Origin of the sequence: Bacillus sp. FSL H8-0545, assembly GCF_038006105.1 — a bacterium.
Lineage (GTDB): Bacteria > Bacillota > Bacilli > Bacillales > Bacillaceae_G > Bacillus_A > Bacillus_A cereus_U.
Genome location: NZ_JBBOUO010000002.1, coordinates 166,847 through 190,851, shown reverse-complemented (window position 1 = coordinate 190,851; position 24,005 = coordinate 166,847). Strand labels below are relative to the sequence as shown.

Below are 24,005 nucleotides of genomic sequence, written 5' to 3'. Positions count from 1 at the left end.
GCCCCAGTCCAGTCAATGGTCGGAATCACCTAAAGGTCACTGCACAATTTTATAATATCGCATCTAGTAAAATTAATAAACCAATGTCCCCAAACAACTTTCAAAGTTTCTATAAGAGAACTCACGTTTAATTCAAAGGTACATTGGTTCTTCTTAAATTATATATTAATTATTCTCCTTATTCATTATTATTCATCTTATAACTATAAATTATATGTAGACTTGAAATAAAGTTGTACTGTTTATAAAAAAGTCGTACCGTTTTGAAAAAAGTTTAACCGTTTATAAAAAAGATGAACCGAAATATCTTATTAAAGATGAGATTTCGATTTTTCTTATTGCACTAATGGGGTTTGATATTGATTTTGAAAAAAGTTTGATTATTTATAATGGGAGTTTAAAGATTGTTGTTTTATAACTAAAACACCATCAGGAACATACGTTTGTTAATTTGGGATTTTCTGTTATAATTATATTGATTAGGCTTAGAAAAGAGGGAGAAAATTGAGTGAGGTAAAAAACATAATTAGTAATTTTAGTCATTATTCATCTTGGTTAAGCACTTTAGAAGAAATCAATGAAACATTATGGTCTAAACCGATAGCCGAGGGTAAATGGTCTGTAAGTGAGATAATAGCCCATATTATAAATTGGGATAATTATCTATTAACAGAAATCTTCCCATCTGTTCAAAATGAACAGGGAATGGAGTTTCCAGATTTTGATACATATAATAAAAAAGCATCAAACTACGCAAAATCAGGCGTATCACAATCAAAACTTCTTGAAGAAGCAAAAGATACAAGGGGATTACTTGTAAAAGAACTTAATGAATTACCAACCGAAAAGTTAAAAAATCCATTAACTGCAAACGGTGTAACTCATTGTCCGAATACTGGAACATCTTATTCATTTATATATATTATTAAGGAATTTACAGATCACGATAACCACCACAAAAGACAAATTATACAATTCCTAGGGGAAAACAACTTGGGCTAATTGAATCATGGGTTGTGATTATGAATGATTCTCAAACATTGAAGAGTGCTTAAGTGACATATGAATCATTGAAATAATCAAACCTTTTTATAAAATTTTGTAGTATAGAATAACTAATCCCAATTATTTTGATTAATCTTTCTTCAAAATAATTGGGATTCTTTTATGATGAAATCAAATTTTTTAACTAGGTTTTAATTAAACTTTTTTCAAATCTACAGAACCAACAACGCAGATTAGTTACACATCAATAATTAAAATATCGGAACTTTAGGAAGAAGGGGGGATTATGATGAATAAAGAAATTCAAGAATTGTTTGATGATCTCAATTTATTTGCCAGACAAATTGCAAATGTACGATTGTCAAAATTATCATTTGATGTATATGAATTTAGAGATGAATATGCAATGCAAGTAGACTTAACATTCGCCAGAAAAGGTCAATTTGATAATATTCAAGAGGCATTTTCTGCACTATTTAAAAAGGAATTGTTCGATGGAGAAGAATGGGATATTAGTGATGAGCCAGACCCTTCAGACGAACAATGGCTAACGGCACTAAAAGATGGTTGGATTAATACATACTATTCAAGAGTATGTATTAGCATAGAGTCAGTAAACAAAGATGACTTTATAAGTAGATTTAAAAGGGATTTAGCTGATGTGAATGCACCAGAACAAGTTATTAAAGAACTCTTAATTAGATTAAGTCATATTGAAACAATACAAGTACAAAAGGGGTATGTTTATGATTGTATATTCGGACAATCTGATAGCTATTATTTTTTGTATGAATGGGGAATATATGATTAAAATCATTATAACGACTAAGATTGTGACGAAACGTACTTAAAGTAACGGGGGCGTTGGTGAAATAACGGATAACAAAACAATTAAACTTTTTTATAAAATTTTTATACTAATTAGCAAAAAAGGACTCCATTTTAACCAATCTTTTTTCAAAATGGAGTCTTTGGGTTTCGCGTAAAATCAAGGTGCATACAATATTTCTAATCAAACGTTAATTCAAACTTACATCTGTAAAAATCATTTTACAGAGTTTTTTGCTAATTATTTATTGTTTTACATAACAAATTGTTACTTGTTCGTCTATGTGGAATAGTTGTAATGTTTTGCCATCGTAGTTTTCAATTTTATAAGATGTATAAACAGGATTCGGTATCTTCGTCTCTTGACCGTCTTTCTTTACTTTATCCATTACTAGTGTTAACTGCTTTGAAGCAAGGTCTACAGTATATGTTCCTGTTAAAATGTTATCTTCACTTGGATAAGAACCATTTACATATGTAACAAATGTCTTATCTCCTTTTAGTACTAAAGTAGTTTTTACCCCTTGTCCTAAATCAATAGCCCAGTTACCGATAACCTCAGTACCGTCTTTGAGGTTATTTTGTACATTCTTATATTTACTTGAACTTGAGTCTGGTGTGTCAATTTGTCCTTTGAATATTCCAGTTGTAGCTTGGTTATCATATGTCTTAGCTTGATTATTACTAGCTAGTTTTGGTTTATCAGTACTACTTGAAGAATTGCTTGTTGAAGAAGTATCTGTACCACCTTTTGCTTCTCCTTTTAACTTATTGAAGATAGGAGTCCAAATACGTTTTGCTTCATCTAATTTGTTGCTTGCTTTATCTACGATTACATCATCAGTATCTTTAGGCGTTTTTGAGTAGTCAAATAACTGTTCTATTTCCTTGAAAGTCTCTCTTAACTTTTGAACAGCTTTTACTATTTCTTTGTGGTCTGCCTTATATTTACCAGGTGCATCTATACGTTCTAGTTTATCAAATACTTTATCTAAGTCTTTAATACTATCTCTTACCTCAGCATTTGATTTACTACCTTTTCTCCAATCTCTTACAGAAGCATCATAATAATCTAATCGTCTTAATAAATCTTGTTCAATGTCTACCATAAGTTGTGGATAATCCTCAGGTAAAACCATAATCATCTTAACATCTTTACTTTCTTCTTTCGAGTTAGTTGATTTTTCCTTTGTTTCAGATGATTTACTTTCTGACTTAGCTGAACTTGTTCCTTCTGTCTTAGTTTCCTTACTTTCTTGTTTACCAGATTCAGCATTTGTTTTTTCTTTGTCTCCAAATAAACTAGTTACACTACAAGCTGACATAGAAACTACTAATCCAGATGCTAGTAAAATTTTACCTGTACTTTTTTTAAAATTCTTCATATGATTTTCCAATTCTCCCTCTCAAAACATAAAATAGATGCGCTTTAGCCCCTTTAAAACTAAAAAACATAACACTTCTATATTTATCCTAAAATACCTTTCTATGTATAACATTTTACAAGTAATTACAGATGTGGTCAAAATTTATTCTAAATTAACGATGTTCATAAAAAAGATGCGATGCCTTATTCCTTCAAGTAAAAGATTCTAAGTGAGTTTTGATTAAACTTTTTTATAAAAATCTCATACTTAGTTAAAAAGAGTAACTCCATTTTGATCAATCTTTTTTTCAAAATGGAGTTTTTGTTATTGCTGTTAAATAAAGGTTTGTAACTTCATTTTTATCAAACTTTATGCCAAAGCAACATTATAGACTTAATTCAGTAGCATGTAATCCATTAAAATGGTGCAGTCATTTCCTTAAGCACTACAGAAACAACTTTATTATCTCTGTACATGTACAAGAGAAAATGGGGAAATACAGATTAGACTTTGCTATATACGGGACAAACGGGAAGAAACTGTGTATAGAAGTTGATGGTTACACATTTCATAACACCCCTGAAGCTAAAAGGAAAGATGTTATTAGGGATGCCTATTTGAATAAATTAGGATGGGAAGTTTTACGAATTAGTGATCGTCAACTGAAGAAAAATTTAAATATGTGTATGCGGAAAATCGAAGCAAAACTTTATGACATGGACCTACTTCCTGAAGGACACCCGAGCATGCAACTAAAGTTGCAAACTAAAAATGAGTAGAGCCTCTTATCAAGACTTAAATCGTAAAAAAACATAAAAGAAAAAGGGAAGATTCTCATTTTTATAAAAAGAACAAACAAAGAATATGTGGTACTCTATAGTTAGTAAATATTTAACAGCGAGTGAGTTGATATAATAATGTTACGGGATATGGAAGTAATTGTAACGGGAATTAAAAAGTATCATATTAAAAAATATATGCAAGAAGCGTTGAATTGCTATAATGCAAAATCCTATAGGGGATGTGTAATTATGTCCACTATCGCAGCAATGCATGATTTATATGAAAAGATAGATGGGCTAGCTAGTTCTATTCCAGAAGCAAGAACATTAATTAACGACATCGGTCAAAGGAAAGCTAACGGAGATAACTATGAAAGGTTCTGCTGCAAAGTTTGAAAAAGCATAAACAGGTTGGTAAATGAGGAACAATGTTTAGGAAGTAGCTAGTAATTGTTGAAGTTCATTGTACGTTGAAAAGGCGGAGTCTCTTTGAAGACTTCGCCTTTGTTTATATAGGGCATGAATGGTTTCGATTCCTTTGATTGTACATGAAGCATGACGAAGATTTTGAAATCCTGCGGATTTGACAAAACGTCGCTTGATATGTCTATGGTCCTGTTCGATAAGATTATTGAAATGCTTAACGGTGCAATGTTTCGTATGCACATAAAAACCGTTATTTTTCAGTTTTTTGAGCGCACAAAGTAGGGCTGGAGCCTTGTCTGTTGTGAGAACCGTTGGTTCTCCAAAAGTTTTCACTAACCTTTTCATAAACATATAGGCGGCTTGATGATCCCTTGTTTTACGAAGTTGGATATCCAAGGTGTACCCTTCTCGATCAATCGCACGATAAAGATAACACCACTCTCCTTTGACTTTGATGTAGGTCTCATCTAAATGCCATACGAAATGTGCTGATTTATTTTTCTTCTTCCAAATTTGATAAATTAAATCTCCATATTCATGAACCCAACGCATGATGGTTGTAGGATGAACCGATATTCCACGTTCTCTCAAAAGTTCAGATACATCGCGATAACTTAAAGAAAAACGACAATAGTAGCCTACGGCTACCAAAATAATACCTTTTTTAAATTGTTTTCCTTTAAAGTATCCCATGTATCATTCGCCTCATCTCAATTTCCCTACAGTTTAGTTTAGCTCAGCTCAAAAAACTTTGCAACAGAACCAAGTTATCTTAGGTTAATAGTAATGTGACGCTACCCCTCTATAAACAAAGACGAAGTCTTTAAGCAGACTCCGTCGTTTCGGCGTACAATGAATTAAATTTGTTATTAGCAACTGATTAAAATTTAACTTTAATTTATAAACCTACGTATGCTTTTTTTAACTTTGCAACAGAACCTTCCATTTTCTATAAAAATATATTAATTGAAAGAGCAATATAACAACAGAAACAAAAGTAATAAGCAAAAAAGTAGTTAATTCTAGTTGTACAGAAGATAATATAAATAAAGCTAAAGCAACTAAAGGGATTGAAAAAACGGAATTATAAAAACGTTTTTTATATATTGAATTATACTTTCTAGTTTCACACGTATTATTAACCACTAATGAATCACCTCAATATTTTTTATTATGTGTAAGTTTATTGTAAATATGGGAAAGTAATGTACATAAATATATTATCATATAATCCCCTTATTAATCTAAAACTTCCGACTATTTCAACGTTGCAAAGATTCTCAAACGTCGTTAAACTTTAGAAAAAAAGTCATGAGGAGAATACTACGTAGGATATTTTAAAGGAAAATAATTCAAATAGGATATTATTTTGGTTATTATTGGTTTGATAACCAATAATTAAAAATCTACAAACAAGAAAGGTTGGCAATTTGCCAACCTTTCTTGTTTACTATCAATCAATTTAAAATGCTCGTATTGCTGAATTTTTGATATTAATATAAAATACGGTGCGTGAAATTTTTCAACTCTAATATCACTGGAACACCCCCTATCTCATCCATGTATGTATTTACTCAACTGATGCTAAACGGTTCTGGTGCAAAAATAAAATAAAAGAGAATAAAGTACATATATCCCTAACAGAACCATGAATCCTTATGTATATGTGAAGTGAAAAGCAGAACCTGTATGAGCAAAGGTTCTGCTTTTATTTGTTGTAATTAATTCTCTTTATCTAGTGTAAATCCCCATATAGGTTTTACTTTTTCGATTAACTTAACATCAACTAGGTTTACAGTTTTTGAAAATTCACCACGACCAGCTGTAGACATTCCTAGCTCACGAGCTACTTTCTGGTCAATGCCATATATATCTACAGTCCCTTTTTCTTCATTCAATCCTATTACTAAAAATTCAATTCCTTTATATACAGCAAAAGGAGTAACGTCATAGGCTGTTTCTAAATCGGATTTTTCAACTACCTTAATAAAAAGATTGGGGTCTCGGTCATATGGTACAAAGCCGTTTTTTAAATCTTGTTCATCTCTAGAAATTAACTCTAGGTGGTTATCTATTTGTACTATTTTATATTCTTTTTCGTTATAAATTGCGTACTTATTACGTCTCATCTTTTGGGTTTCATCTCTTTAATTTTTAGCAGTAGCTGCAACGAATTTTTCATTACGTCCATCATATATCCCCACTAATCGTTCTTCACCATGTACTATTTCATATATTTCATCTCCGTCATTTGGTTGCAAGCCTTGTCCATACGGTGACTCATATTCATAGAAGAAACGTATCCTAAGTGGAAAAATAAAGAAATAACTGGGGTTCAATTTATGGAACTGTTAGAACTGAAGAAAAATACTTTTTACAAAATAATCAAGGAATATGAAAGTACACTGAATCAAAACCAGCTATGAGCTGGTTTTTTTTATTCCAATAGATAGTTAAGTCCACATAACCCTTTCAATATAAAAACGAATACAAAGTACAGGGAATCGGTTGAAATAAGTCTAAATTGTGTTTAAACTTACAATTTTCTTTTTTTGATATGGTGAATCCTTTTAACAAAAAGAGAGCAGATTATCTGCTCTCTTATGATGCCTCATTATGTTCAGAGGAGTGCTTAACACTCCCCATTCTCTTTAGTTTATTCCATCCTACCGCTACCCCTCGAATAGATGAAAATACAGATTTAATTACAACATAAGTCATAAATTGACGATAAATAAAGCGTTGTAAAATTAACCATGCTAATGGTTTAGGATTCTCTTTCTCTAATTTAAATGCAAAAAGAGAAGCGAAAAGATCCATTGCAAAGAACACAAGATAAAATCCTAAAACTTTTAGAGGATTACTACCAAACATCCCCATAATCATTAATATATCTGCTAAAGGAGCAATGAATTGCAGCACATATTGGAACAACCACATATTAGGTAATGCAACAAACCCTAATGTTTTATGCTTTGCATTAAACAATGCCTTTCGATGCTTCCAAAGACATTGGAGTGTACCATACGACCAACGATATCGCTGTTTAATGAGACTTTTCACATCTTCAGGCGACTCCGTATAAGCATATGCTTTTTCTTCATATACAATTCTATGCCCTTGACGTAAAAATGTTATAGTAAGATCCGTATCTTCTGCAAGTGTATCTTCACTTAAATATCCAGATTCAACTACATTCTTTTTACGCCATGCTCCAATAGCTCCAGGAACTACCGTGATACAATTCAACTCATCAAAAGCTCTGCGTTCTAAATTAAATCCTGTAATGTATTCAACATGTTGCCAAGTAGTTAACAAATTTCGTCTATTTCCCACTTTGACATTGCCTGAAACTGCTGCTACATTATGATCTTCAAAGTGTCTAATCATTAGAGAAATAGCATCTTGCGCAATAATAGTATCCGCATCTAAAGTGACAATGATTTCTCCTCGTGATTTTTGAAATCCTAAATTCATTGCGGATGATTTCCCACCATTTTCTTTCTGAATTAAACAAACTTTAGGATGTTTATGAAATGCTTCTTGAATTACTTTTGATGTACCATCTTTCGATCCGTCATCAACAACAATAACTTCAAACTCTCTATAATCACTATCCAAAATTGAGCGAATCGTCTTGGTTATAACCTTCTCTTCATTATATGCTGCTATTACAACACTAACAAAAGGCTGATAAGACGAATTAGTAAATAAACGGGATCTTGTTTTCCTTTTTTGCTTGAATGCAAAATAAATTAAAAATAAGAATCGGAAAATACCTAATCCAATAGCAATATAAAAAATAGTTGTTAATATATGCTTAGAATATCCCGCTCCTGAAAAAACAGCTTTATTGTAAAGTAAATATTGCTTATCCTCAGAAGAAACGAGAGGCATAACTTCATCTCGTTCTTTACCCATTAAATCTGAAATTGTTACAAAACTATATCCATGCTTTTTAAGGTCTTTAATAATAATTGGCAGCGCCTCTACCGTATGGGTACGATTCCCTCCTGCATCATGGAGAAGAATAACATTTCCCTCCCCCTTATAAATGGGGTTAACAGCACGCTTTACTAATTCATTTGTTGATGGCGTCGCCCAGTCCTCAGGATCAACTTTTTCTGCCACCATTGTATAGTTCATATTTTGTGCACGCAAAATAGGCAATATTTCATTTGATGAATCCGGGTCGGCATCTGCTTCATATGGTGGCCTAAATAAAACCGTAGAATGTCCAGTTATTTCCTGAATCAGGCGCTGAGTTGTATTCAGCTCTACTTTTGTTCGTAGTAAAGACGTATCAGCTACGTTAGGATGCTTGAAGGTATGATTGCCAATTTCATGCCCTTCATCGTACATTCTTTTAACAAGACTAGGATTTAGTTGGGCGTTTTCACCAAGTATAAAAAAGGCTGCTTTTATTTTATGCTCTTTTAATATATCTAGAATTTCCGGGGTGTATTTAGGATCTGGTCCATCATCAAATGTTAGTACTACTTGTTTTCCTTTTGGTTTTCCATAGCGCTGCACTTGATATGCAGATGGTAGTGATTGATACACTTCATCTGAAAGATAACCTTCTTTTCCTACTTTAAAATCTCTCAATCCATTTTGTCTTTCATTTTCAATCTGTAAAATTTCGCCTTGTCCAGAATAATTTACTTCATCTAAACTAGCGATTTTATGTAATGCATCAGGATTTTTTTGTACTTCAATAGGATCTTTTAAAGCTTTCCATACAGTAGGATCTTCTGCTCCTAGTCTCCATAATGCAAACCCCTTTGCATTATGGTTCATTGCGATTTTGACTTGATTATAAAGAGTAACACCATCTAAGAACCAAGCAGTATGTTCTTTCGCTCCTTTTTTATATCGAAAATAAGGGTTTCCACTGATCTTATCCCATTGAATTTTTATATTTGAATCATGAGCCATTTTCATAACTTCTGAGAAAGTTAAAGGCTCCGCAGATTTTTCACTCTTCACTTCCCAATCATATCCATAATTACCAAAAGCAACTATAAGTTTCTCGGAGGGAATGTTTAGATCATTGAGCGTATGTTCAAACCATTTATTTGAAGCAATTGGTCCTGATGTCCCTGCTCCATAGTGCTCATCATACATCATTACAATCATACGATCTATTACTTTGGCTAATGCACCATAATCAAAGGCTTTATCATTAGCAGGGACATCTTGCGTTACGAGCAAATGATGTTTATGAAAGACCGTAGTAAGTTCTTTCATGAAATTTGTTAATTTATCTCTATCGCCTTCAGGTATTGACTCAAAGTCAATATTAATACCTGCAAATTGATTCTCTTCAATTCGCTTTACTAAATCATTAATAAACTTTGTCTGTACATTACCTGGAGCATTCAGTAACTTATGAATAAGTTTACTATCAGGACCAGAAGCTTCTTGAGTATAGTTAGTAAGCAAAGGCATAATTTTTACATGATTTTTTTTTGCTAACTTTACAATCTCAGGTTTAATCTCACTACTAATTGTTAAGTTTTCTTTTAAGTGATACCATTCTGGAACTAACATTGTTAATGAATCAATATTTTCTTTTAAAGAAGCAGTACTATTTTCATCCCAGTTTACATAAAAACCATAAACTTCTTTAGGTTGTTCGCCATTGCCTGTTGGATTATCGGAATTTTCTTTATTGTTTATTTCGGTATTAGGAGATTTGAATTCTTCCTTCTTTAACTGCTGGTCGCTGAGTTTTTGATTAATAGGTACAAGTTTAGTATCTTGCTTTACAGAAGGATTCATATTTGGAATTTCTGGTGTTGAAAAAATACTTCGAAAGAAAAAATAAAATACAATACTTATGCTAACTATTGAGATACATAGAAACCAACTGAAAGCTATTTTTCTTCTTCCTTTAGGATCATAAAAAACGGGTTTTGAGTTATCTTTCTCTTGTTGAATTTTTTTCTCCATTATTTTTTTTACATACTCCTTTTCTTTTTATTCTATGTACAAACGCAAGCTATTTTAATAGATAGACCTTCTAGGGTTTTGGTGCGAAAATAGCTTAATAAGAATATAGAACAGTAATTTCCTGTTAACTTTGAGATCAAACGACTAATCCAAATATCTTATGAATGACTTCAACCTCATTTTGGGCAGATTTCACCCTTTGGTGAAGTTGCCCTTTTTTCATCATATGCATGGCTTCGATACCTCTCAAAATCAAGGTTTCTGTACGAAATGATTTCAATTCTAATTGCTTTCTTCACTATACATATTCGGAGGAAATAAAAATTTTATGGGGGTCAAAAAAATATTTTTTTATAAAAATAGATAAACAATTTTTTTCGAAAATAAACAGCTGACAATTTCATCATTTTTTTCATATATTCATATGTTAAAATACTTGAATTCATTTTATCTCGCTATTCGCGGGCAGTAAAACCCTCACATATCAATATTCTTTATACGGTTCTGTTGCAAAGTTACCCAAAACATAGAGAATCTAGAGTTGCATCGTTAAATGGTTATGCAACCATTAATAATTCCTGTAATTCGTTATACACCGAAAAAGCGGAGCCTATTTGAAGACTTCGCCTTTATTTGGGTTCTGGTGCAAAAACTTAAGGACAATTGCAATGAATCTATAAATCTTGGACATACTGTTACTATTACTTTAGAAAGGGTGCGTGATTGGTATGGAAAAGGAAAATGTATTCAAATGGAAGCATTATCAGCCTGATATTATTTTGTTAACGGTAAGATGGTACCTACGGTACAACCTTAGTTTTCGTGATTTGGTGGAAATGCTAGAAGAACGGGGTTTATCCATTTCTCATACAACGATTATGCGTTGGGTTCATCAGTATGGTCCTGAATTGGACAAACGAATCCGTCGTCACCTCAAACAAACAAATGACTCTTGGAGAGTCGATGAAACATATATCAAAGTAAAAGGTCAATGGATGTATTTGTATCGTGCTGTTGATTCGAAAGGAAACACAATTGATTTTTTCCTAAACAAAACAAGAGACCAGAAGGCTGCAAAGCGCTTTTTCAAGAAAGCTTTGCGGTCTTTTCATGTTTCAAAGCCACGTGTTATAACAGTCGATAAGAACCCGGCTTATCCTATAGCAATTGAACAGTTGAAAAAAGAAAAAAGCATACCTGATGGTATGCAACTTAGACAACAAAAGTACTTGAATAACATAGTAGAACAAGATCATCGCTTTATAAAGAAGCGAATCCGTTCTATGCTAGGGTTCAAATGTTTTGACACAGCTACATCCATTCTTTCTGGAGTAGAAGCCATGCATATGATTAAAAAAGAACAGCTTGATTTACGGGACCAGTCTGTCCAAAATCAGAAAGAATTCATCCATCAATTGTTTGGACTTGCAGCATAAGATACGATTCCGTTAGGAATATATGCGCTTTATTCTCTTTTATTTTTGCACCAGAACCGCTTTACAAATCCACCGACTTGTCCAAGTGAAGCTGAACCTCCAATATGCAAATCATGATCTGGAAATGGAAACAGCAAGCGGGTACACTCCACTTGCCGTTTTTTATAGCTTCGTATGTATTTGAATTTCTTTGGCTTTCTCTTCTTCACCCTTCACACGTACAATTAAATCATATGATCCGGATTTTGGGGCTTCAAAAGAAAGCAAACCTTCTTTTTGAGAAGTAACTTCTTCTTCATAAATGACCTTATCATCTTTTGTTACTTGCAATAAAATCGTACCTTCTTCAACAGCTGCTTCATAAGGAATTTCCACAATTCCTTTTTCAGCTTTAAGCGTTTGCACATCGTAATACCCTTGCAGGGAGCCAATTTTCAAAGTCGTTTCGCCATTTTTTTGAACCTTTGTGACTTTTGTTGCTGTATTGCATGCGCTTAACAATAAAACAAAAGTGAGAATGAGAACTGAACGTAATAATTTCATAGTGATTCCTCTTTCTTTTTTATCATTATAAAATTTTACCATTGCGGTAACTATTTTATTATTTTTTAATAAGCCTACATACTCATCAAAATTAAAAATTGTTATTTACCAATAACCTGTATGACACCCGCATCTCCACTGACGAATACTTTCCAATCAGTAATAAGTACAGAAACCTAACGGTTTCTAATTCAGTAGGCTATCCACTTTGTTCCTACGGTTAAAAGACGAATTGCTTTGTTTCTAAGATTGAGCGTTACATTTCGATCTCTATCGTGATGTGTGCCACAAGAAGGACAATCCCACTCACGAACGGTTAGATTTTTAACATCTTTGTTTTTGTATTCACAATTGGAACATATTTGTGTGATAAGAAAGTTTTTTGTTATATTCATTAGTCAGTTATTATTTTAATTAGATTCCTGTTTTAAAGGTCTAAATGCAAATGCACCTGAAATGATTTGTAAAACCACTGGAAGGAATAAAATAAATAAACCTAAAAACAATGAAATTATACTTAATACAATCATGCAAATACCATAAGTTTTATTATTTATTTTATTAACACAACAAGCTAATACTAATAGGCCTATTTGAATAATTAAGGCGATGCTAGAAGTAATGATAATATATTCTTCAATACCTCCAGAACTAGTATTAGAACTTGTGTAGGAAATACAACCAATTACAATAAATAAAGAAAGTAAGAGTCCTAAGATTCCTCCGATTAAGCCGATTACAAATTCTACAGTGCGTTTCAAATTACAATACCACCCTTCAAAAATATTATTTAAATTTCCCCTTATATATTTACTATGATTTTGGAATAGCTAAATATTTTAATTAGATTCTTGTTTTAAAGATCGAAACGCAAATCCACCAGAAATAATTTGAAGAATTACTGGAATAAATAAAAGGAATAATGACATAACCAATGTTACTAATGGAAGCAATATCATACAAAGTCCGTAAGCTATATTGTTAACCTTATTTACTGAACATGCCAAAACTAACAGCCCTATTTGAATAATTAATAAAATAGAGTAATAAGTCAAAACTTTATAATCAATATAACCATCCATAGTGGTAATAGCTATCATCAATATAATAAGAGAAGCTATTACTCCCAAAATACCACCAATTAAACCCAGTATAAATTCAGGTGTTCTTTTCATTTCTAATATCTCCCTAACTATTAATATATTATATATTTAATGTCCATTTATCTATATTACCAAATGTAATTTAGGAAAACTATACACAAATGTATTGGATTTAATATTATATGTAGTTTTGTTCCACAATAAAAGCAACAACCACGCTTCAGTTTCATTCGTAAAGTATCAGGAGTAATCCCCCATCGATCACTCACTTCTCTCGGTGTCATAATCTCATATAACATAAATAGCAATTAAAACCGCTTTATTAAATCGTTGATGTCTCTAAACAGCTTGATAACCGAATTAAAGAAGTCGTAGCGACATTTTGACTCATCCTTACAAATAAAAAAAACGCCATCTTATCTCAATGGCGCACTTATTTATACAAATCATTTAGAAGAATATATTTATTCCATGCCGTGTATGTAGAAACCCTAAGTGAATCAGGGTAAGGGTGGTGTTTCATTAAAAAAATTTTTTAGGCTATAGAAAAAAGGGTTCTGGTGCAAAAACTTCAAAATAATTTACAAGTGTTTGTGCACCAGAACCCTTTTACTCATGAATAGAATACAAATTTTTATTCTATTCATGAGTTCTGTATGTTCATATATATTTACTTTAATTTCAAGATACGTTCTATTTCCTCCACACTTAACTTACTTGCTTTTGCAATAGTTTCAAGCGGTACACCAATTTCATGCATCCCTCGAATCATTTGCATCTTACCTTGCTCAATACCTTTTTCCATACCCTCTTGTTCTGCATGCGCTAGCTTAGCTTGTTCATCTAGAAGTAACTTCTCTCGAGCTTCATATGCTATTCGGAAAGAAGAATCATGGCTCATATTTTCCCATTTATTTATTGCCTTTTGTAAAATTGGATCTTGATTCATTGCAATCTCCTCCAATGTTTGAGTTAAATGTTCATCTTCATGTGCTGGTAATAATAACATCCAACGAACAAATGTATTTTCCCACGGGTTTACTTTTTCTTCACGCCATTGTTTTACCAATTTCGGTATCTCTACAAAATGGATTTCAATGTCGTCACTTAATAGTTGCTGCATTTTTGTATTCCATAATTGTCCGATGGTATGAAATGCATCATCCTGAGAAAACAAAATAAAGTCTAATAAGTTAATGGTAATTGTTTTCCGAAGTGAACGATATGGCATCCCTTCTTGCATTTGAGATGTATAAAGTTTACTCCAATAATATAAAGATCGCTTCACCATATCATGTGTATTTCGAAGCTGAATTTCGATATTTACTTGCGTCCCATTATCTAACGTTGCTAATAGATCTAAAATCGATAACTTATCATCTTCATAAGATTTATGGAGATGTGGATCATCTAGTTGTAGTGATGTAATAGGTGCATCTAAAGATTCCTCTAGAATTGCATTTAAGAAACCCGTTAAAATTTCCTCATTCCCTTTCGTCCCAAATAACTGTTTAAAAGCAAAATCAATGCGTAAATTTACTAATTTAGTGGACATGGATTTCCTCTCCCTGTCTATATCATCTCTTATCCTTATTGTACATAAAAAAAGGTAGAACATGCAAACAGGCCCTTATGCTATCTCACATAAGAATCTGTCTAAATTCATAAAAACCAATACATCTAAAACGAGAGTGGGGGGTCTTTTCTACCAACCGGAGGAAAATGCTCGACTACCCGAAACTGCAACTATTAGGTGCTAATGTTCAACAACGTATACCGAAAATAATCAAACATTTTTATAAACCAACATAACGGACAGGAAATCGGCCTTTCTCTTGTCTAAATTTACTTAGTATACAGTGGTCATATATTTTTAAGAATAACGGAAGAATATATAGAAAATGCTACATAAATGTGAAGTTTTATCAACTTAAGGGGACAACCTTGTTCAATCAGATGGTAAAAGCTGTACCGAATTTATTTACGATCGGAAATTTATTGTGCGGTGTTTTTTCAATTACCATGAATATGAGTGACTATTTGGGAGTAACCTCCATTTTTATTTTCTTTTCAGCTGTTTTTGATCTTCTTGATGGAAGGATTGCGAGAAAATTAAAAGTGAACAGTGAGTTTGGTGTAGAATTGGATTCCTTAGCTGATATTGTTAGTTTCGGAGTTGCTCCTGCACTTTTATTTCATTCGATAGCAACACCATCTGTTTTAACTTCTTTGGCATTTATCCTTTTCCCAACGATGGGTGCTTTAAGATTAGCTAAATTTAGTATAAAATCAACCATTGGATATTTTAAGGGATTACCTATTCCAGCTGCTGGATTACCATTGGCTGGTATGGGATTGTTTTCATATAGCAATGCATGGATTATATTAATCCTGGCTCTCTTAATGGTAAGTCCAATTAGGTTTAAAAAACTTTAATTGGGGTCCCGCCCATCGCCATCAAGACTTTATGGAATATCGTTTATTTGAGTACGACTATAGAAATATTAAAGGGTAGGTTCTGTTGCAAAGTTTGAAAAAAGCATAAACTGGTTGGTAAATAAGGATCAAGGTTTAAGAATTAGCTAGTAATTATTGAAATTCATTGTACGTTGAAAAGGCGGAGTCTCTTTGAAGACTTCGCCTTTGTTTATATAGGGCATGAATGGTCTCGATACCTTTTATCGTACGTGAAGCATGACGAAGATTTTGAAATCCTGCGGATTTGGCAAAACGTCTCTTTACATGCCTATGATCCTGTACAATAAGATTGTTTAAATGTTTGATTGTACAATGGGTTGTAATTTGATAAACCGAGAGACCCTTTAGAATAGAAATCACTTTTGACACAAAATAATGATTTTATATGGTGTAGTTTGAGCTGGTATACTCATTGTTGTAAGACCATAAATAGCTATTAAATTTCGATTTACAAGATTACCTGTAAAGAATTGACCATTTATTAATAAAATTTGAGTAGAAGGAGAAATATTTAATTTTAATTTTCCATCACTACTCTCCAACTGTTCATTAAAATAGTCTACTTTTACATTTTGATGCGGTGTATATTTTGCCATAACAATTGCTTGAAATTGGGGTGGGAAAATGAGAGGAGCAGGAGCGTTAGCATCGTAAAACCCAGTTACTTTATCTCCTACTACTACCGTTGCATAGTCGATAAAATACGTATTTGGTTTCACTACAAAATTTATTAGATTCCCATAACCATTATCTACGGACATTAATTTATTACATCCTATTTCTTCGTTTGATCCTGTTACAAAATCGTTAATCATAGTTATTGTACCATCAAATGATTGAAATTTTTTCATTCAAATACCTCTTTTGTTTATATAATTAAACCTCTATCGTTCCTCTATAATTTTTAAAAGCATGTAAATGAAATAATCCTTCTCGTATCAATTCTAAAAATAACCCAAAACCTACCGTTCCATCTAAAACCAGCAACAGACCTTGGTCCTACAAAAATTGGGAAATGCCAAAACTGTTCACCATTACTAAGCCATATATAAGTATTTCGAAATAAACATAATGAAATTGCTCCTGGATCAACAGCAAATGGTGAAGCAGTTGATTGTTGAGGAATAAATGATGGGGAAGGAGATGTTAGAGCTTGTGAACTTTGCTGTCCTGGAAAACTTGGTACACCCGGAAAACCTGGCATTCCAGGTATACCTGGAATCTGAGGACCAGGGAATTAACAATCGAAGCATTGATCATAATTTATATAAGGAAAGTATGTTGACTCAATATACATTTAAAAACCACCTCTTTATTTTTAAAACCCTCTAAATTATTAATATGTAATGTTGTTCGTATAGGAAGCTTATTCGCTTCCTATACGAACAACATTTTAAACAAAGCAAATATCAAACAGGAAAGTATACCTATCCCCTTTGCTTTTCGGTATGAGGTAAAGGCTGGGGTAAAGTGGAGCGAGGGGCTAGCCTCTCCTAATGTCATAAAAAAATAAAGAGTGAGAGGAATTCATCACACCTGAAAATTACCTAAAATTAAAAAAGAATTACCCTTGGCCAAAAACAGACTGTAGGGATTTTCGTCTTTTTGTATTAATTACCCACCCAGGTCTTCTCCCCTTTTTTTTAAGTGTAAATGCAATAGCTGGGGTGAAACCAGGGGATAACCTCTTCTATAATGAATGTAAACTTTCAAATCACCTTAAACATTGGCTTTACACCAAAACTTCGGTTCTGGTGCAACCTCGAATGCTGTCAAAATATACACAAAAATATGAGAGTAATTACGAACGCTCAATCTTTACAAAGTATAAAAATACGGATTTTTATATTGATTTCCGAACAACTCATTCTCATGAGAATATAACATTCATGTTGGATTATCTACGTAATCATTTTTGCACCAGAACCGATGCATTGCTATGGGATGTCAAGCTTACAGAATGGAAAAAATAATGAATTGAAATCCACTAGTTTAGATACTAGCGGATTAAATCTCTGGTTTAATACTACAAATCGTACAAACTTACCTGAGACTATAGTCTCAGGTGTTTTTTTGTTCGTTGAGTTCGTTTGTTTTGTTACCCCTTATCATCCCTTAACAACAAATAAGACGCTAAACCGATCACGGCAGCGCCTAAAATAGTCATTCCTATATACATGTATGTTATAACCTCATCAAATGTCCATTTTGTTCAGTTTCACATTCATTGTGTAATTTCTATAAAATAAAAACAAAAGCACCCGAATGGATGCTTTCATTTTTAGTACATATAACCATCACTATTGAAGTAATATTTTCCCCCGTCAATTACCCTTGATTCACTTGTTGCAAGTCCATACTTTCCAGGAATCCAATACATCCATTCCGCATTCGTAGCAGAACTTTTAAAAACAGTAATGTAAGTTCATTATTCCGAAATTGCAATTATATGTAAAAAAATATCATACAAATGATCTGTATATCAAGAAAGAATTGATGTGCAGATCATTTGTATGAGCAAACTTTAAACAAGAAAAAGAATCCCAGAAATCATAAGGGATTCTTTTTTATTTCATTCAATTTTTTTCGAATATTACATCATCCTTTGTTAAACAGATAAACAAGGAATTGCAAAAGGCTCTTATTCATTACGATTCATCGTTATATAATTAAACGAATTTATTTTACTAATAATGAATATGTTCCCTTTCCATTTTCCTCTTCAAAAAATGAAACTAAGTAATACTTCCCAGGTTTCGCTTCAAAATTCCCTTTTATATTATTTCCATCCGCTTGGCCCGTAATGACAGGATTTCCTAGATCTGATTCGTGAAATACATCCCATTGTATCCCAATTCCCTGTTCATCTATAACAGAAATATCTACTTCTTTTGGAGATGTGACATTGAATGTGTGCATATACGCCATATTAGGACGATCCATATTTCCTTTTGAAAGCTTATTAAAACGAATTACCTTTGCATTTTGATAGTTATGACCTGCTGGCTCATCTTTTTTTACGGTAACCGTTGTTTGACCTCGGCCCACTTTTCCTTTATTATCTTTCACTGTTAGCTTTGCAGTATATGTTCCCTCTTTTCCATATACATGCGTAGGATTTGCTTCTGTACTTGTTGTACCATCCCCAAAATCCCAGAGATAAGAAACAATTTTTCCACCTGTACTTTCTGTACCATCGCTATGAAACTCAACTTTTTCATTTAATATTTCATTGTACGGTCCATTCATATTTACTTTAACAGTCTGTTTTTCTTCTACTCCCGTTGCAACACCATGGAATACAACATCATATTCAAATTGATTTTTCGCATTCACACGATAATTAACAAAATACGCTGTAACTGTTTTGTAGCCGCTCCATTCTTTTTGCGCTATCTGTTCTAAAGATTGATTGATTTTCTTGCTCATCGTTTTCCAATCCTCAGATTCTCCTTTTGTTACGCCACCTGTATATGTCCCTTCTAATGTAAACGTATCAAAAAATTGAGACTTATGCTTTGTAATCGTTGCATCTTTTATCTTTGCTACATCAGTAATGTCTTTCTTTACATCAGCTAGTGGCTTTGGTGAATGGGCAGCTAAATAATCATCTGATACTTGTGGAGTATTATATGTACCCTGATTATCAATTAACTGCTTCATATAGTCTTGGTATCCTTTATTTAAATTTGGATCCTTACTTAAAGCTTCACGATATGCATCATAATTCTTCACATCATTTGCACGAATGAAATCTTGAATCTTATCGAAAGTTTCAAATTGATGAGTATATAAGTAAGACTGCAGTGCAAAAGAATAATTATAAAAGTCCCATTTTTCGTCTCCTTCTCCTTCTCCATATTTTGAAAATAATGTTCGTTCTGCTGTATAACGTTTCGCAGGATCAGATGATAATCCACTAATTATACTTTTGCGCGGAACAACATTATTCGTACGAGTAGATCCCGCAAAAAATTCTGCATTTCCTTCTTCAAACCAAGTCAAACGTTGATCTTGATACATTTCTCCTTGTCCCCATGATCCTGGAACTTCGTATCTTCCCTGTAAATAGTGTGTAAATTCATGACGGAACAATTCTTCCAAACTATAACGACTTTGCTGCGGTGTACGCTCAAATGTAAAGAACGTTCCGATTCCTTCAATGTAAATTCCACCATTATTCGTATCATATCCATATAGTTGGCTATTTCGTTTATATTCATCTGGATTATTATAAATGACGATTGTCAGTACATCATCAGCTTTCCCTGATTCTAACGCTCCATCTTTTCCAATTACACGATGATACTGCGCTTTTACTTCTTTTGCAGCCCAATATAGTTTCTTAACCTTTTCTTCCGTTACTTTATCTCCTGTTTTAAATACAATAGAGCCGTCATCGAATGTATACGTTTTTGGTAAGTACTGCTGCTGGCCTTCTTCACGTATTTTCTTAAAATCTACTGTATTTCCGTTATAATCTTTTCCACCATAGTTTGTTGAAATTTGCTCTACCGCATTAAAATAAGCCTCACTTAAACGAGGGTACATACGCATTGCATGTGTAAGTACTTCTAAAGATTTATTTGGATTACTATGGAAATTCCCTAAACGACCAGTATAATAAATACCATTATTAATTAACCATTTATTTTCTGTTGTTACATGGTTCAAAAGAGCCATTCGACTAACTTCATTTATGTAACCATCAATTTTCCCATACCATATTGTTTCATCCGCTTTTTTACGTGTCTCAAACAAGTAAGACTGTATATCATCATCAATCCCTTGTATAAGCTCATACACGGCGTCCCCTTTCTTCTTGTCACTTATATATGTGGAAATATTATCGTTATATTGCTTTAATATATTCGCCGCATATTGAACTGTTTCAGCATCACAAGAAGCGTTTCTAATTAATTTACCGTATGCAGATACCACTGCATCCTGTTTATCTGTACCAAATTTAAAATTCGGATTTTTTGCAATTGCTTTTAATGCAGGTAAACATTTATCATGAAAGCTTCGTTCATTTAAATAGCTTATCTCTTTATTATTAAAGCCTACATAAGATATGGAACGTAATACTTCAGCAAACGTCTCAATCCCTTTTGTATCATCTTTTGTAAATGTGCTTCCACGACGACCTAATTCATCAATAATAACCTGTATTCGCTCTTTATTTTGATAAAACTCTTTTGTCTCTTGATTAAATTGATCTAAATCTGTAATTTGATTCCAACTAATACTTGCCAATGTATCGATGAATTCGTCATTACTCATTCTATTCAGCTCTGCTAAAGAATACTTTTGCTGAAATTGTTTTGCCGCTGCTCGTTTCACGACCGGGGCTGGACGTTGTGAAAAATCGCCTACTTTTAAACGTTCTTCATAAGACAATGTTTCGTCTGCTTTTGTAGAATGTGCAATTTCATCTGTTGAAGTTTCTATCCCAATTGGTTTCTTTTGTAACACATTATAAGGTGTGTTTTCTTCCGCTGATACTTGTGTTTGGATACTTCCAAATGATAAGGCCATTGTACTAATACCGAGCATCATTTGGGTAAACCTTGATTTCTTGTTCATAACATTTCCCCCATTTATATATTCCATTCAATAAATAACATATTATCCCGATGAAATAATGTAAAATGTAATATTGCATATTCTTTCTTTGTACATTTCTGTACACGGTAATGTCCCTTCATCCCAAATTAAATAAACCTTCTTATTATATTCATCGTAACAACTATTCAAATATGAAATTATTCATCAATTGTATTTATTTCAATGCACTGAGTTATTTTTGACCATTCAATACGTCCCCCTTGTGTAATAGAAAAATTAGTTTCAAAATTCATAAGAACCATTTCTTTTTCTTCTTTAGATAAGATTCTTATATTCTGGCCCAAAGTTTCAATACATTCCTCTAACAATGTTCCCATACTATCACCTACTTGTTTAAATGATTTAATAATGATATATAAGTTTCTTCGTTCCCCTCAAGTCGAACCTTTTTATCTGGTTGTAAAGAGATATGAGGAAAAGGGAGTGAAATAAATAATCGTATACAAGCACTCTCTTATTATAGATATGTTCTGTTTGTGAACATATAAAAAGGGAAAAGAATTATAAAAATTCTTCTCCCTTTTTACCTACTGGAACTTTCATAATCATTAGCTTTGCAGTACATCGAGAAATGCTGTAGAATTTACCTTTTCTATTATAACAATATAAGCCGTCTTTTCATATGAAATATTGCATATTAAAATAAATTGCTATTTATATAAGCGCTTACTATAATGAGAGTATAGAAATTCATAATATCTTAATATTAAAAAGGAGGAAATGATTATGGCAATCGCAATGGCAGTTTTGAAATTTGTAGGTGGAGTACTTCCATTCGTTCAAGAACTTTTAAAAGCATTTATGTAAGCTTATCATTTAGCAATTATTTATAAGAATTATCATACAAATGATCTGTATATCAAAGATGAATTGATGTGCAGATCATTTGTGTGAGCAAACTTTAAACAAGAAAAAGAATCCTAGAAATCTGAACTGTACCCCGAATCATGGACACTTAAAAAAAGCCCCATGATTCGGGGTTTTTGTGTATTTTTATCAAAAAACCTCGTTATAATGGAACCAACGATAGAAATGAGGTACGGAGAATGAGTAAAATTATTTTTAACGAAATTCAAATGAAACAGCTAGAAAAAAATAAAAATGTATTAAAAGCGTCGGACCGTTCGATTAGCTATTGTTCAGATTTCAAAGTAAGAGCGGTAAAAGAAAATCAACAAGGAAAAGGTCCTAGCCAAATCTTTTTAGAGAATGGGTTTGACTTAGCTGTGATCGGTGAGAAGAAACCAAAACAATGCTTGAAACGTTGGCGAAGAACCTTTGAACAATTTGGTGAGGAAGGCTTTTATACAGAACGCCGTGGGAAAGGAAGCACGGGACGCCCTTCGGAAAAACCCCTCTCTTCTGATGAAAAATTAAAGAAAGCGGAAGCACGTATTGCGTTTTTAGAAGCGGAATTGACATTCCTAAAAAAGTTAGACGAACTCGAAAGGCAGGCGTTACAGAAGAAGCGTTAACACCACGAGAAACATACACACTGATTGAACAAACCATACGTCGATTCCAATTCCCACGTATGGTGCGTTACCTTTGCACACTGACTGGGGTAAGTCGGAGTGGATACTATGCGTGGCTTCATCAGACAGATAAACAGCTGGAAAAAGAACGCAATGATGAAACAGATTATGAATGGATCCAAGAAATTTTTAATCGAAAAGGGAAAACATGTGGTGGTCGTTCTATCAAAATGGTGTTGGAAAAGACAAAAGGAATTTGTATGAATCTCAAGCGTATTTACCGTATTATGCGTAAATATAACCTTGTGACAAAGATTCGCCGAGCGAATCCTTATAAACACATCGCAAAAGCGACACAAGAACATAAAACATGTCCGAACCTTTTAAAACGCCAATTCAATCAAGAAGAGCCTGAAAAAAGTATGTTAACGGATATTACCTATTTATTTTATGGAAAAGGAAAGAAGGCTTATTTATCATGTGTAAAAGACAGCGCAACACGAGAGATTTTAGCCTATCATGTCTCTTCCTCTTTACGAATGGATATCGTCTATCAAACATTAGATAACTTGAAAGAGAGATTAGGAGAAGTCATTCATCCTGAAGCGCTTCTACATTCAGACCAAGGTATTCATTATACACACCCTGAATTTCAGAAACGTGTAAGAGAAATGGGGATCAGACAATCTATGTCCCGTAGGGGCAATTGTTTAGACAATGCACCAATGGAATCCTTTTTTGGTCATATGAAAGATGAATTAGATTATAAAGATTGTCAAACCTTTGAATCCCTTGAGCTCAACATAAAGGATTATATGGAGGAGTATAATTATAATCGTTATCAGTGGACATTAAAAAAGATGGCTCCGATCGAATATCGGAACCACCTTTTAAGTGCTTGATTTTTCAGGGCTTTTTTATTAAACTGTCCATTTTATAGGGTACAGTTCAATCATAAGGGATTCTTTTTCCTTATGTA

The 24,005-nt window shown here is 32.9% G+C and carries 20 protein-coding genes and 6 pseudogenes; 9 read left to right on the top strand and 17 right to left on the bottom strand.

The window, feature by feature from the left end; translation table 11 throughout:
- Positions 1-504: 504 nt before the first annotated feature.
- Together MHI07_RS26945 and MHI07_RS26940 are read left to right on the top strand one after the other, a co-directional pair.
- A complete protein-coding gene (locus tag MHI07_RS26945) occupies positions 505-1,002 on the top strand; it encodes a DinB family protein (RefSeq protein WP_215582762.1) in 498 nt (165 codons plus the stop codon).
- A 289-nt stretch (positions 1,003-1,291) separates the two neighbouring features.
- On the top strand, positions 1,292-1,816 hold the full coding sequence (locus MHI07_RS26940; protein ID WP_002201533.1) for a hypothetical protein: 525 nt from the start codon (positions 1,292-1,294) through the stop codon (positions 1,814-1,816).
- A gap of 262 nt (positions 1,817-2,078) precedes the next feature.
- On the opposite strand, the gene MHI07_RS26935 is transcribed toward MHI07_RS26940, so the two are convergent.
- Positions 2,079-3,230, bottom strand: coding sequence for a DUF3994 domain-containing protein (locus tag MHI07_RS26935; RefSeq protein ID WP_445661763.1), 1,152 nt, complete (start codon positions 3,228-3,230; stop codon positions 2,079-2,081).
- 341 nt (positions 3,231-3,571) lie between these two features.
- Here MHI07_RS26935 and MHI07_RS26930 point away from each other — a divergent pair, with 341 nt between their 5' ends.
- The gene (locus MHI07_RS26930) at positions 3,572-3,979 is read left to right on the top strand and encodes an endonuclease domain-containing protein (RefSeq protein WP_252198857.1); all 408 of its coding nucleotides are present in this window, start codon (positions 3,572-3,574) and stop codon (positions 3,977-3,979) included.
- 252 nt (positions 3,980-4,231) lie between these two features.
- The gene (locus MHI07_RS26925) at positions 4,232-4,378 is read left to right on the top strand and encodes a hypothetical protein (RefSeq protein WP_340827012.1); all 147 of its coding nucleotides are present in this window, start codon (positions 4,232-4,234) and stop codon (positions 4,376-4,378) included.
- Between the two features lie 36 nt (positions 4,379-4,414).
- Here the strand turns inward: MHI07_RS26925 and MHI07_RS26920 are convergent, their stop codons facing one another.
- The 3 genes from MHI07_RS26920 to MHI07_RS26910 all read right to left on the bottom strand — a co-directional run bounded on the left by MHI07_RS26920 (position 4,415) and on the right by MHI07_RS26910 (position 6,747).
- Positions 4,415-5,101, bottom strand: coding sequence for an IS6 family transposase (locus tag MHI07_RS26920; protein ID WP_090835562.1), 687 nt, complete (start codon positions 5,099-5,101; stop codon positions 4,415-4,417).
- A gap of 1,028 nt (positions 5,102-6,129) precedes the next feature.
- Positions 6,130-6,537: a hypothetical protein gene (locus tag MHI07_RS26915; RefSeq protein ID WP_215582757.1), complete on the bottom strand. Its 408-nt coding sequence runs from the start codon at positions 6,535-6,537 to the stop codon at positions 6,130-6,132.
- A gap of 18 nt (positions 6,538-6,555) precedes the next feature.
- Complete coding sequence (locus tag MHI07_RS26910; RefSeq protein ID WP_215582755.1) at positions 6,556-6,747, bottom strand: hypothetical protein; 192 nt, start codon at positions 6,745-6,747, stop codon at positions 6,556-6,558.
- Between MHI07_RS26910 and MHI07_RS26905 the strand changes: the two are divergent.
- A pseudogene (locus MHI07_RS26905) lies at positions 6,688-6,834 on the top strand (recombinase family protein); the annotation flags it as partial. The gene MHI07_RS26910 and the pseudogene MHI07_RS26905 sit on opposite strands and share 60 nt — an antisense overlap.
- Positions 6,835-7,009: 175 nt before the next feature.
- On the opposite strand, the gene MHI07_RS26900 reads toward MHI07_RS26905, so the two are convergent.
- Positions 7,010-10,363, bottom strand: coding sequence for a glycosyltransferase (locus tag MHI07_RS26900; RefSeq protein WP_215582752.1), 3,354 nt, complete (start codon positions 10,361-10,363; stop codon positions 7,010-7,012).
- A 136-nt stretch (positions 10,364-10,499) separates the two neighbouring features.
- Positions 10,500-10,658, bottom strand: a pseudogene (locus tag MHI07_RS26895) (IS6 family transposase); the annotation flags it as partial.
- A gap of 264 nt (positions 10,659-10,922) precedes the next feature.
- On the opposite strand from MHI07_RS26895, the gene MHI07_RS26890 reads away from it, so the two are divergent.
- The gene (locus MHI07_RS26890) at positions 10,923-11,135 is read left to right on the top strand and encodes a hypothetical protein (RefSeq protein WP_215583033.1); all 213 of its coding nucleotides are present in this window, start codon (positions 10,923-10,925) and stop codon (positions 11,133-11,135) included.
- Positions 11,092-11,799, top strand: a complete 708-nt coding sequence (locus MHI07_RS26885) for an IS6 family transposase (protein ID WP_002187387.1) — start codon at positions 11,092-11,094, stop codon at positions 11,797-11,799. Before MHI07_RS26890 ends, MHI07_RS26885 begins: the two co-directional genes overlap by 44 nt.
- A gap of 162 nt (positions 11,800-11,961) precedes the next feature.
- On the opposite strand, the gene MHI07_RS26880 is transcribed toward MHI07_RS26885, so the two are convergent.
- From MHI07_RS26880 to MHI07_RS26855, 6 genes and pseudogenes are all read right to left on the bottom strand, one after another.
- The gene (locus MHI07_RS26880; RefSeq protein ID WP_070144200.1) at positions 11,962-12,342 is read right to left on the bottom strand and encodes a BA_1872 family lipoprotein; all 381 of its coding nucleotides are present in this window, start codon (positions 12,340-12,342) and stop codon (positions 11,962-11,964) included.
- Positions 12,343-12,533: 191 nt separating this feature from the next.
- Positions 12,534-12,710, bottom strand: a pseudogene (locus MHI07_RS26875) (zinc ribbon domain-containing protein); the annotation flags it as partial.
- A gap of 42 nt (positions 12,711-12,752) precedes the next feature.
- A complete protein-coding gene (locus MHI07_RS26870) occupies positions 12,753-13,103 on the bottom strand; it encodes a DUF4064 domain-containing protein (protein WP_070139500.1) in 351 nt (116 codons plus the stop codon).
- A 78-nt stretch (positions 13,104-13,181) separates the two neighbouring features.
- Positions 13,182-13,517, bottom strand: a complete 336-nt coding sequence (locus MHI07_RS26865) for a DUF4064 domain-containing protein (RefSeq protein ID WP_215582746.1) — start codon at positions 13,515-13,517, stop codon at positions 13,182-13,184.
- A gap of 140 nt (positions 13,518-13,657) precedes the next feature.
- Positions 13,658-13,753: pseudogene (locus tag MHI07_RS26860) on the bottom strand (MarR family transcriptional regulator); the annotation flags it as partial.
- A gap of 362 nt (positions 13,754-14,115) precedes the next feature.
- Positions 14,116-15,000, bottom strand: coding sequence for an Rpn family recombination-promoting nuclease/putative transposase (locus MHI07_RS26855; RefSeq protein ID WP_212091727.1), 885 nt, complete (start codon positions 14,998-15,000; stop codon positions 14,116-14,118).
- A 389-nt stretch (positions 15,001-15,389) separates the two neighbouring features.
- Here MHI07_RS26855 and pssA point away from each other — a divergent pair, with 389 nt between their 5' ends.
- A complete protein-coding gene (pssA, locus tag MHI07_RS26850; protein ID WP_340827139.1) occupies positions 15,390-15,881 on the top strand; it encodes a CDP-diacylglycerol--serine O-phosphatidyltransferase in 492 nt (163 codons plus the stop codon).
- A 153-nt stretch (positions 15,882-16,034) separates the two neighbouring features.
- Here pssA and MHI07_RS26845 read toward each other — a convergent pair.
- From MHI07_RS26845 to MHI07_RS26825, 5 genes and pseudogenes are all read right to left on the bottom strand, one after another.
- A pseudogene (locus MHI07_RS26845) lies at positions 16,035-16,253 on the bottom strand (DDE-type integrase/transposase/recombinase); the annotation flags it as partial.
- A gap of 26 nt (positions 16,254-16,279) precedes the next feature.
- Entirely contained in the window at positions 16,280-16,774 is a 495-nt protein-coding gene (locus MHI07_RS26840; protein ID WP_340827009.1) for a hypothetical protein, read from the bottom strand.
- A gap of 53 nt (positions 16,775-16,827) precedes the next feature.
- Positions 16,828-17,220, bottom strand: a pseudogene (locus MHI07_RS26835) (collagen-like protein).
- Positions 17,221-18,602: 1,382 nt separating this feature from the next.
- Positions 18,603-21,509, bottom strand: coding sequence for a collagenase ColA (colA, locus tag MHI07_RS26830; protein WP_340827008.1), 2,907 nt, complete (start codon positions 21,507-21,509; stop codon positions 18,603-18,605).
- 179 nt (positions 21,510-21,688) lie between these two features.
- Entirely contained in the window at positions 21,689-21,868 is a 180-nt protein-coding gene (locus tag MHI07_RS26825; protein WP_215582737.1) for a CDI toxin immunity protein, read from the bottom strand.
- A 729-nt stretch (positions 21,869-22,597) separates the two neighbouring features.
- Here MHI07_RS26825 and MHI07_RS26820 point away from each other — a divergent pair.
- Positions 22,598-23,928, top strand: a protein-coding gene (locus MHI07_RS26820; RefSeq protein ID WP_340822743.1) for an IS3 family transposase whose coding sequence is annotated in 2 segments (ribosomal slippage) — positions 22,598-22,985 and positions 22,985-23,928 — 1,332 coding nt in all. Because the reading frame shifts where the segments join, the coding sequence is not laid out codon by codon here.
- Positions 23,929-24,005: the final 77 nt, after the last annotated feature.

Coding starts and splice junctions, on each gene's coding strand:
- MHI07_RS26885 (WP_002187387.1), top strand. CDS start 11,092: ATGGAAAAGGAAAATGTATTCAAATGGAAGCATTATCAGCCTGATATT.
- MHI07_RS26915 (WP_215582757.1), bottom strand. CDS start 6,537: ATGAGACGTAATAAGTACGCAATTTATAACGAAAAAGAATATAAAATA.
- MHI07_RS26865 (WP_215582746.1), bottom strand. CDS start 13,517: ATGAAAAGAACACCTGAATTTATACTGGGTTTAATTGGTGGTATTTTG.
- MHI07_RS26925 (WP_340827012.1), top strand. CDS start 4,232: ATGTCCACTATCGCAGCAATGCATGATTTATATGAAAAGATAGATGGG.
- MHI07_RS26840 (WP_340827009.1), bottom strand. CDS start 16,774: ATGAAAAAATTTCAATCATTTGATGGTACAATAACTATGATTAACGAT.
- MHI07_RS26900 (WP_215582752.1), bottom strand. CDS start 10,363: ATGGAGAAAAAAATTCAACAAGAGAAAGATAACTCAAAACCCGTTTTT.
- MHI07_RS26880 (WP_070144200.1), bottom strand. CDS start 12,342: ATGAAATTATTACGTTCAGTTCTCATTCTCACTTTTGTTTTATTGTTA.
- MHI07_RS26890 (WP_215583033.1), top strand. CDS start 10,923: ATGCAACCATTAATAATTCCTGTAATTCGTTATACACCGAAAAAGCGG.
- MHI07_RS26920 (WP_090835562.1), bottom strand. CDS start 5,101: ATGGGATACTTTAAAGGAAAACAATTTAAAAAAGGTATTATTTTGGTA.
- MHI07_RS26855 (WP_212091727.1), bottom strand. CDS start 15,000: ATGTCCACTAAATTAGTAAATTTACGCATTGATTTTGCTTTTAAACAG.
- MHI07_RS26825 (WP_215582737.1), bottom strand. CDS start 21,868: ATGGGAACATTGTTAGAGGAATGTATTGAAACTTTGGGCCAGAATATA.
- MHI07_RS26930 (WP_252198857.1), top strand. CDS start 3,572: ATGCCAAAGCAACATTATAGACTTAATTCAGTAGCATGTAATCCATTA.
- colA (WP_340827008.1), bottom strand. CDS start 21,509: ATGAACAAGAAATCAAGGTTTACCCAAATGATGCTCGGTATTAGTACA.
- MHI07_RS26940 (WP_002201533.1), top strand. CDS start 1,292: ATGATGAATAAAGAAATTCAAGAATTGTTTGATGATCTCAATTTATTT.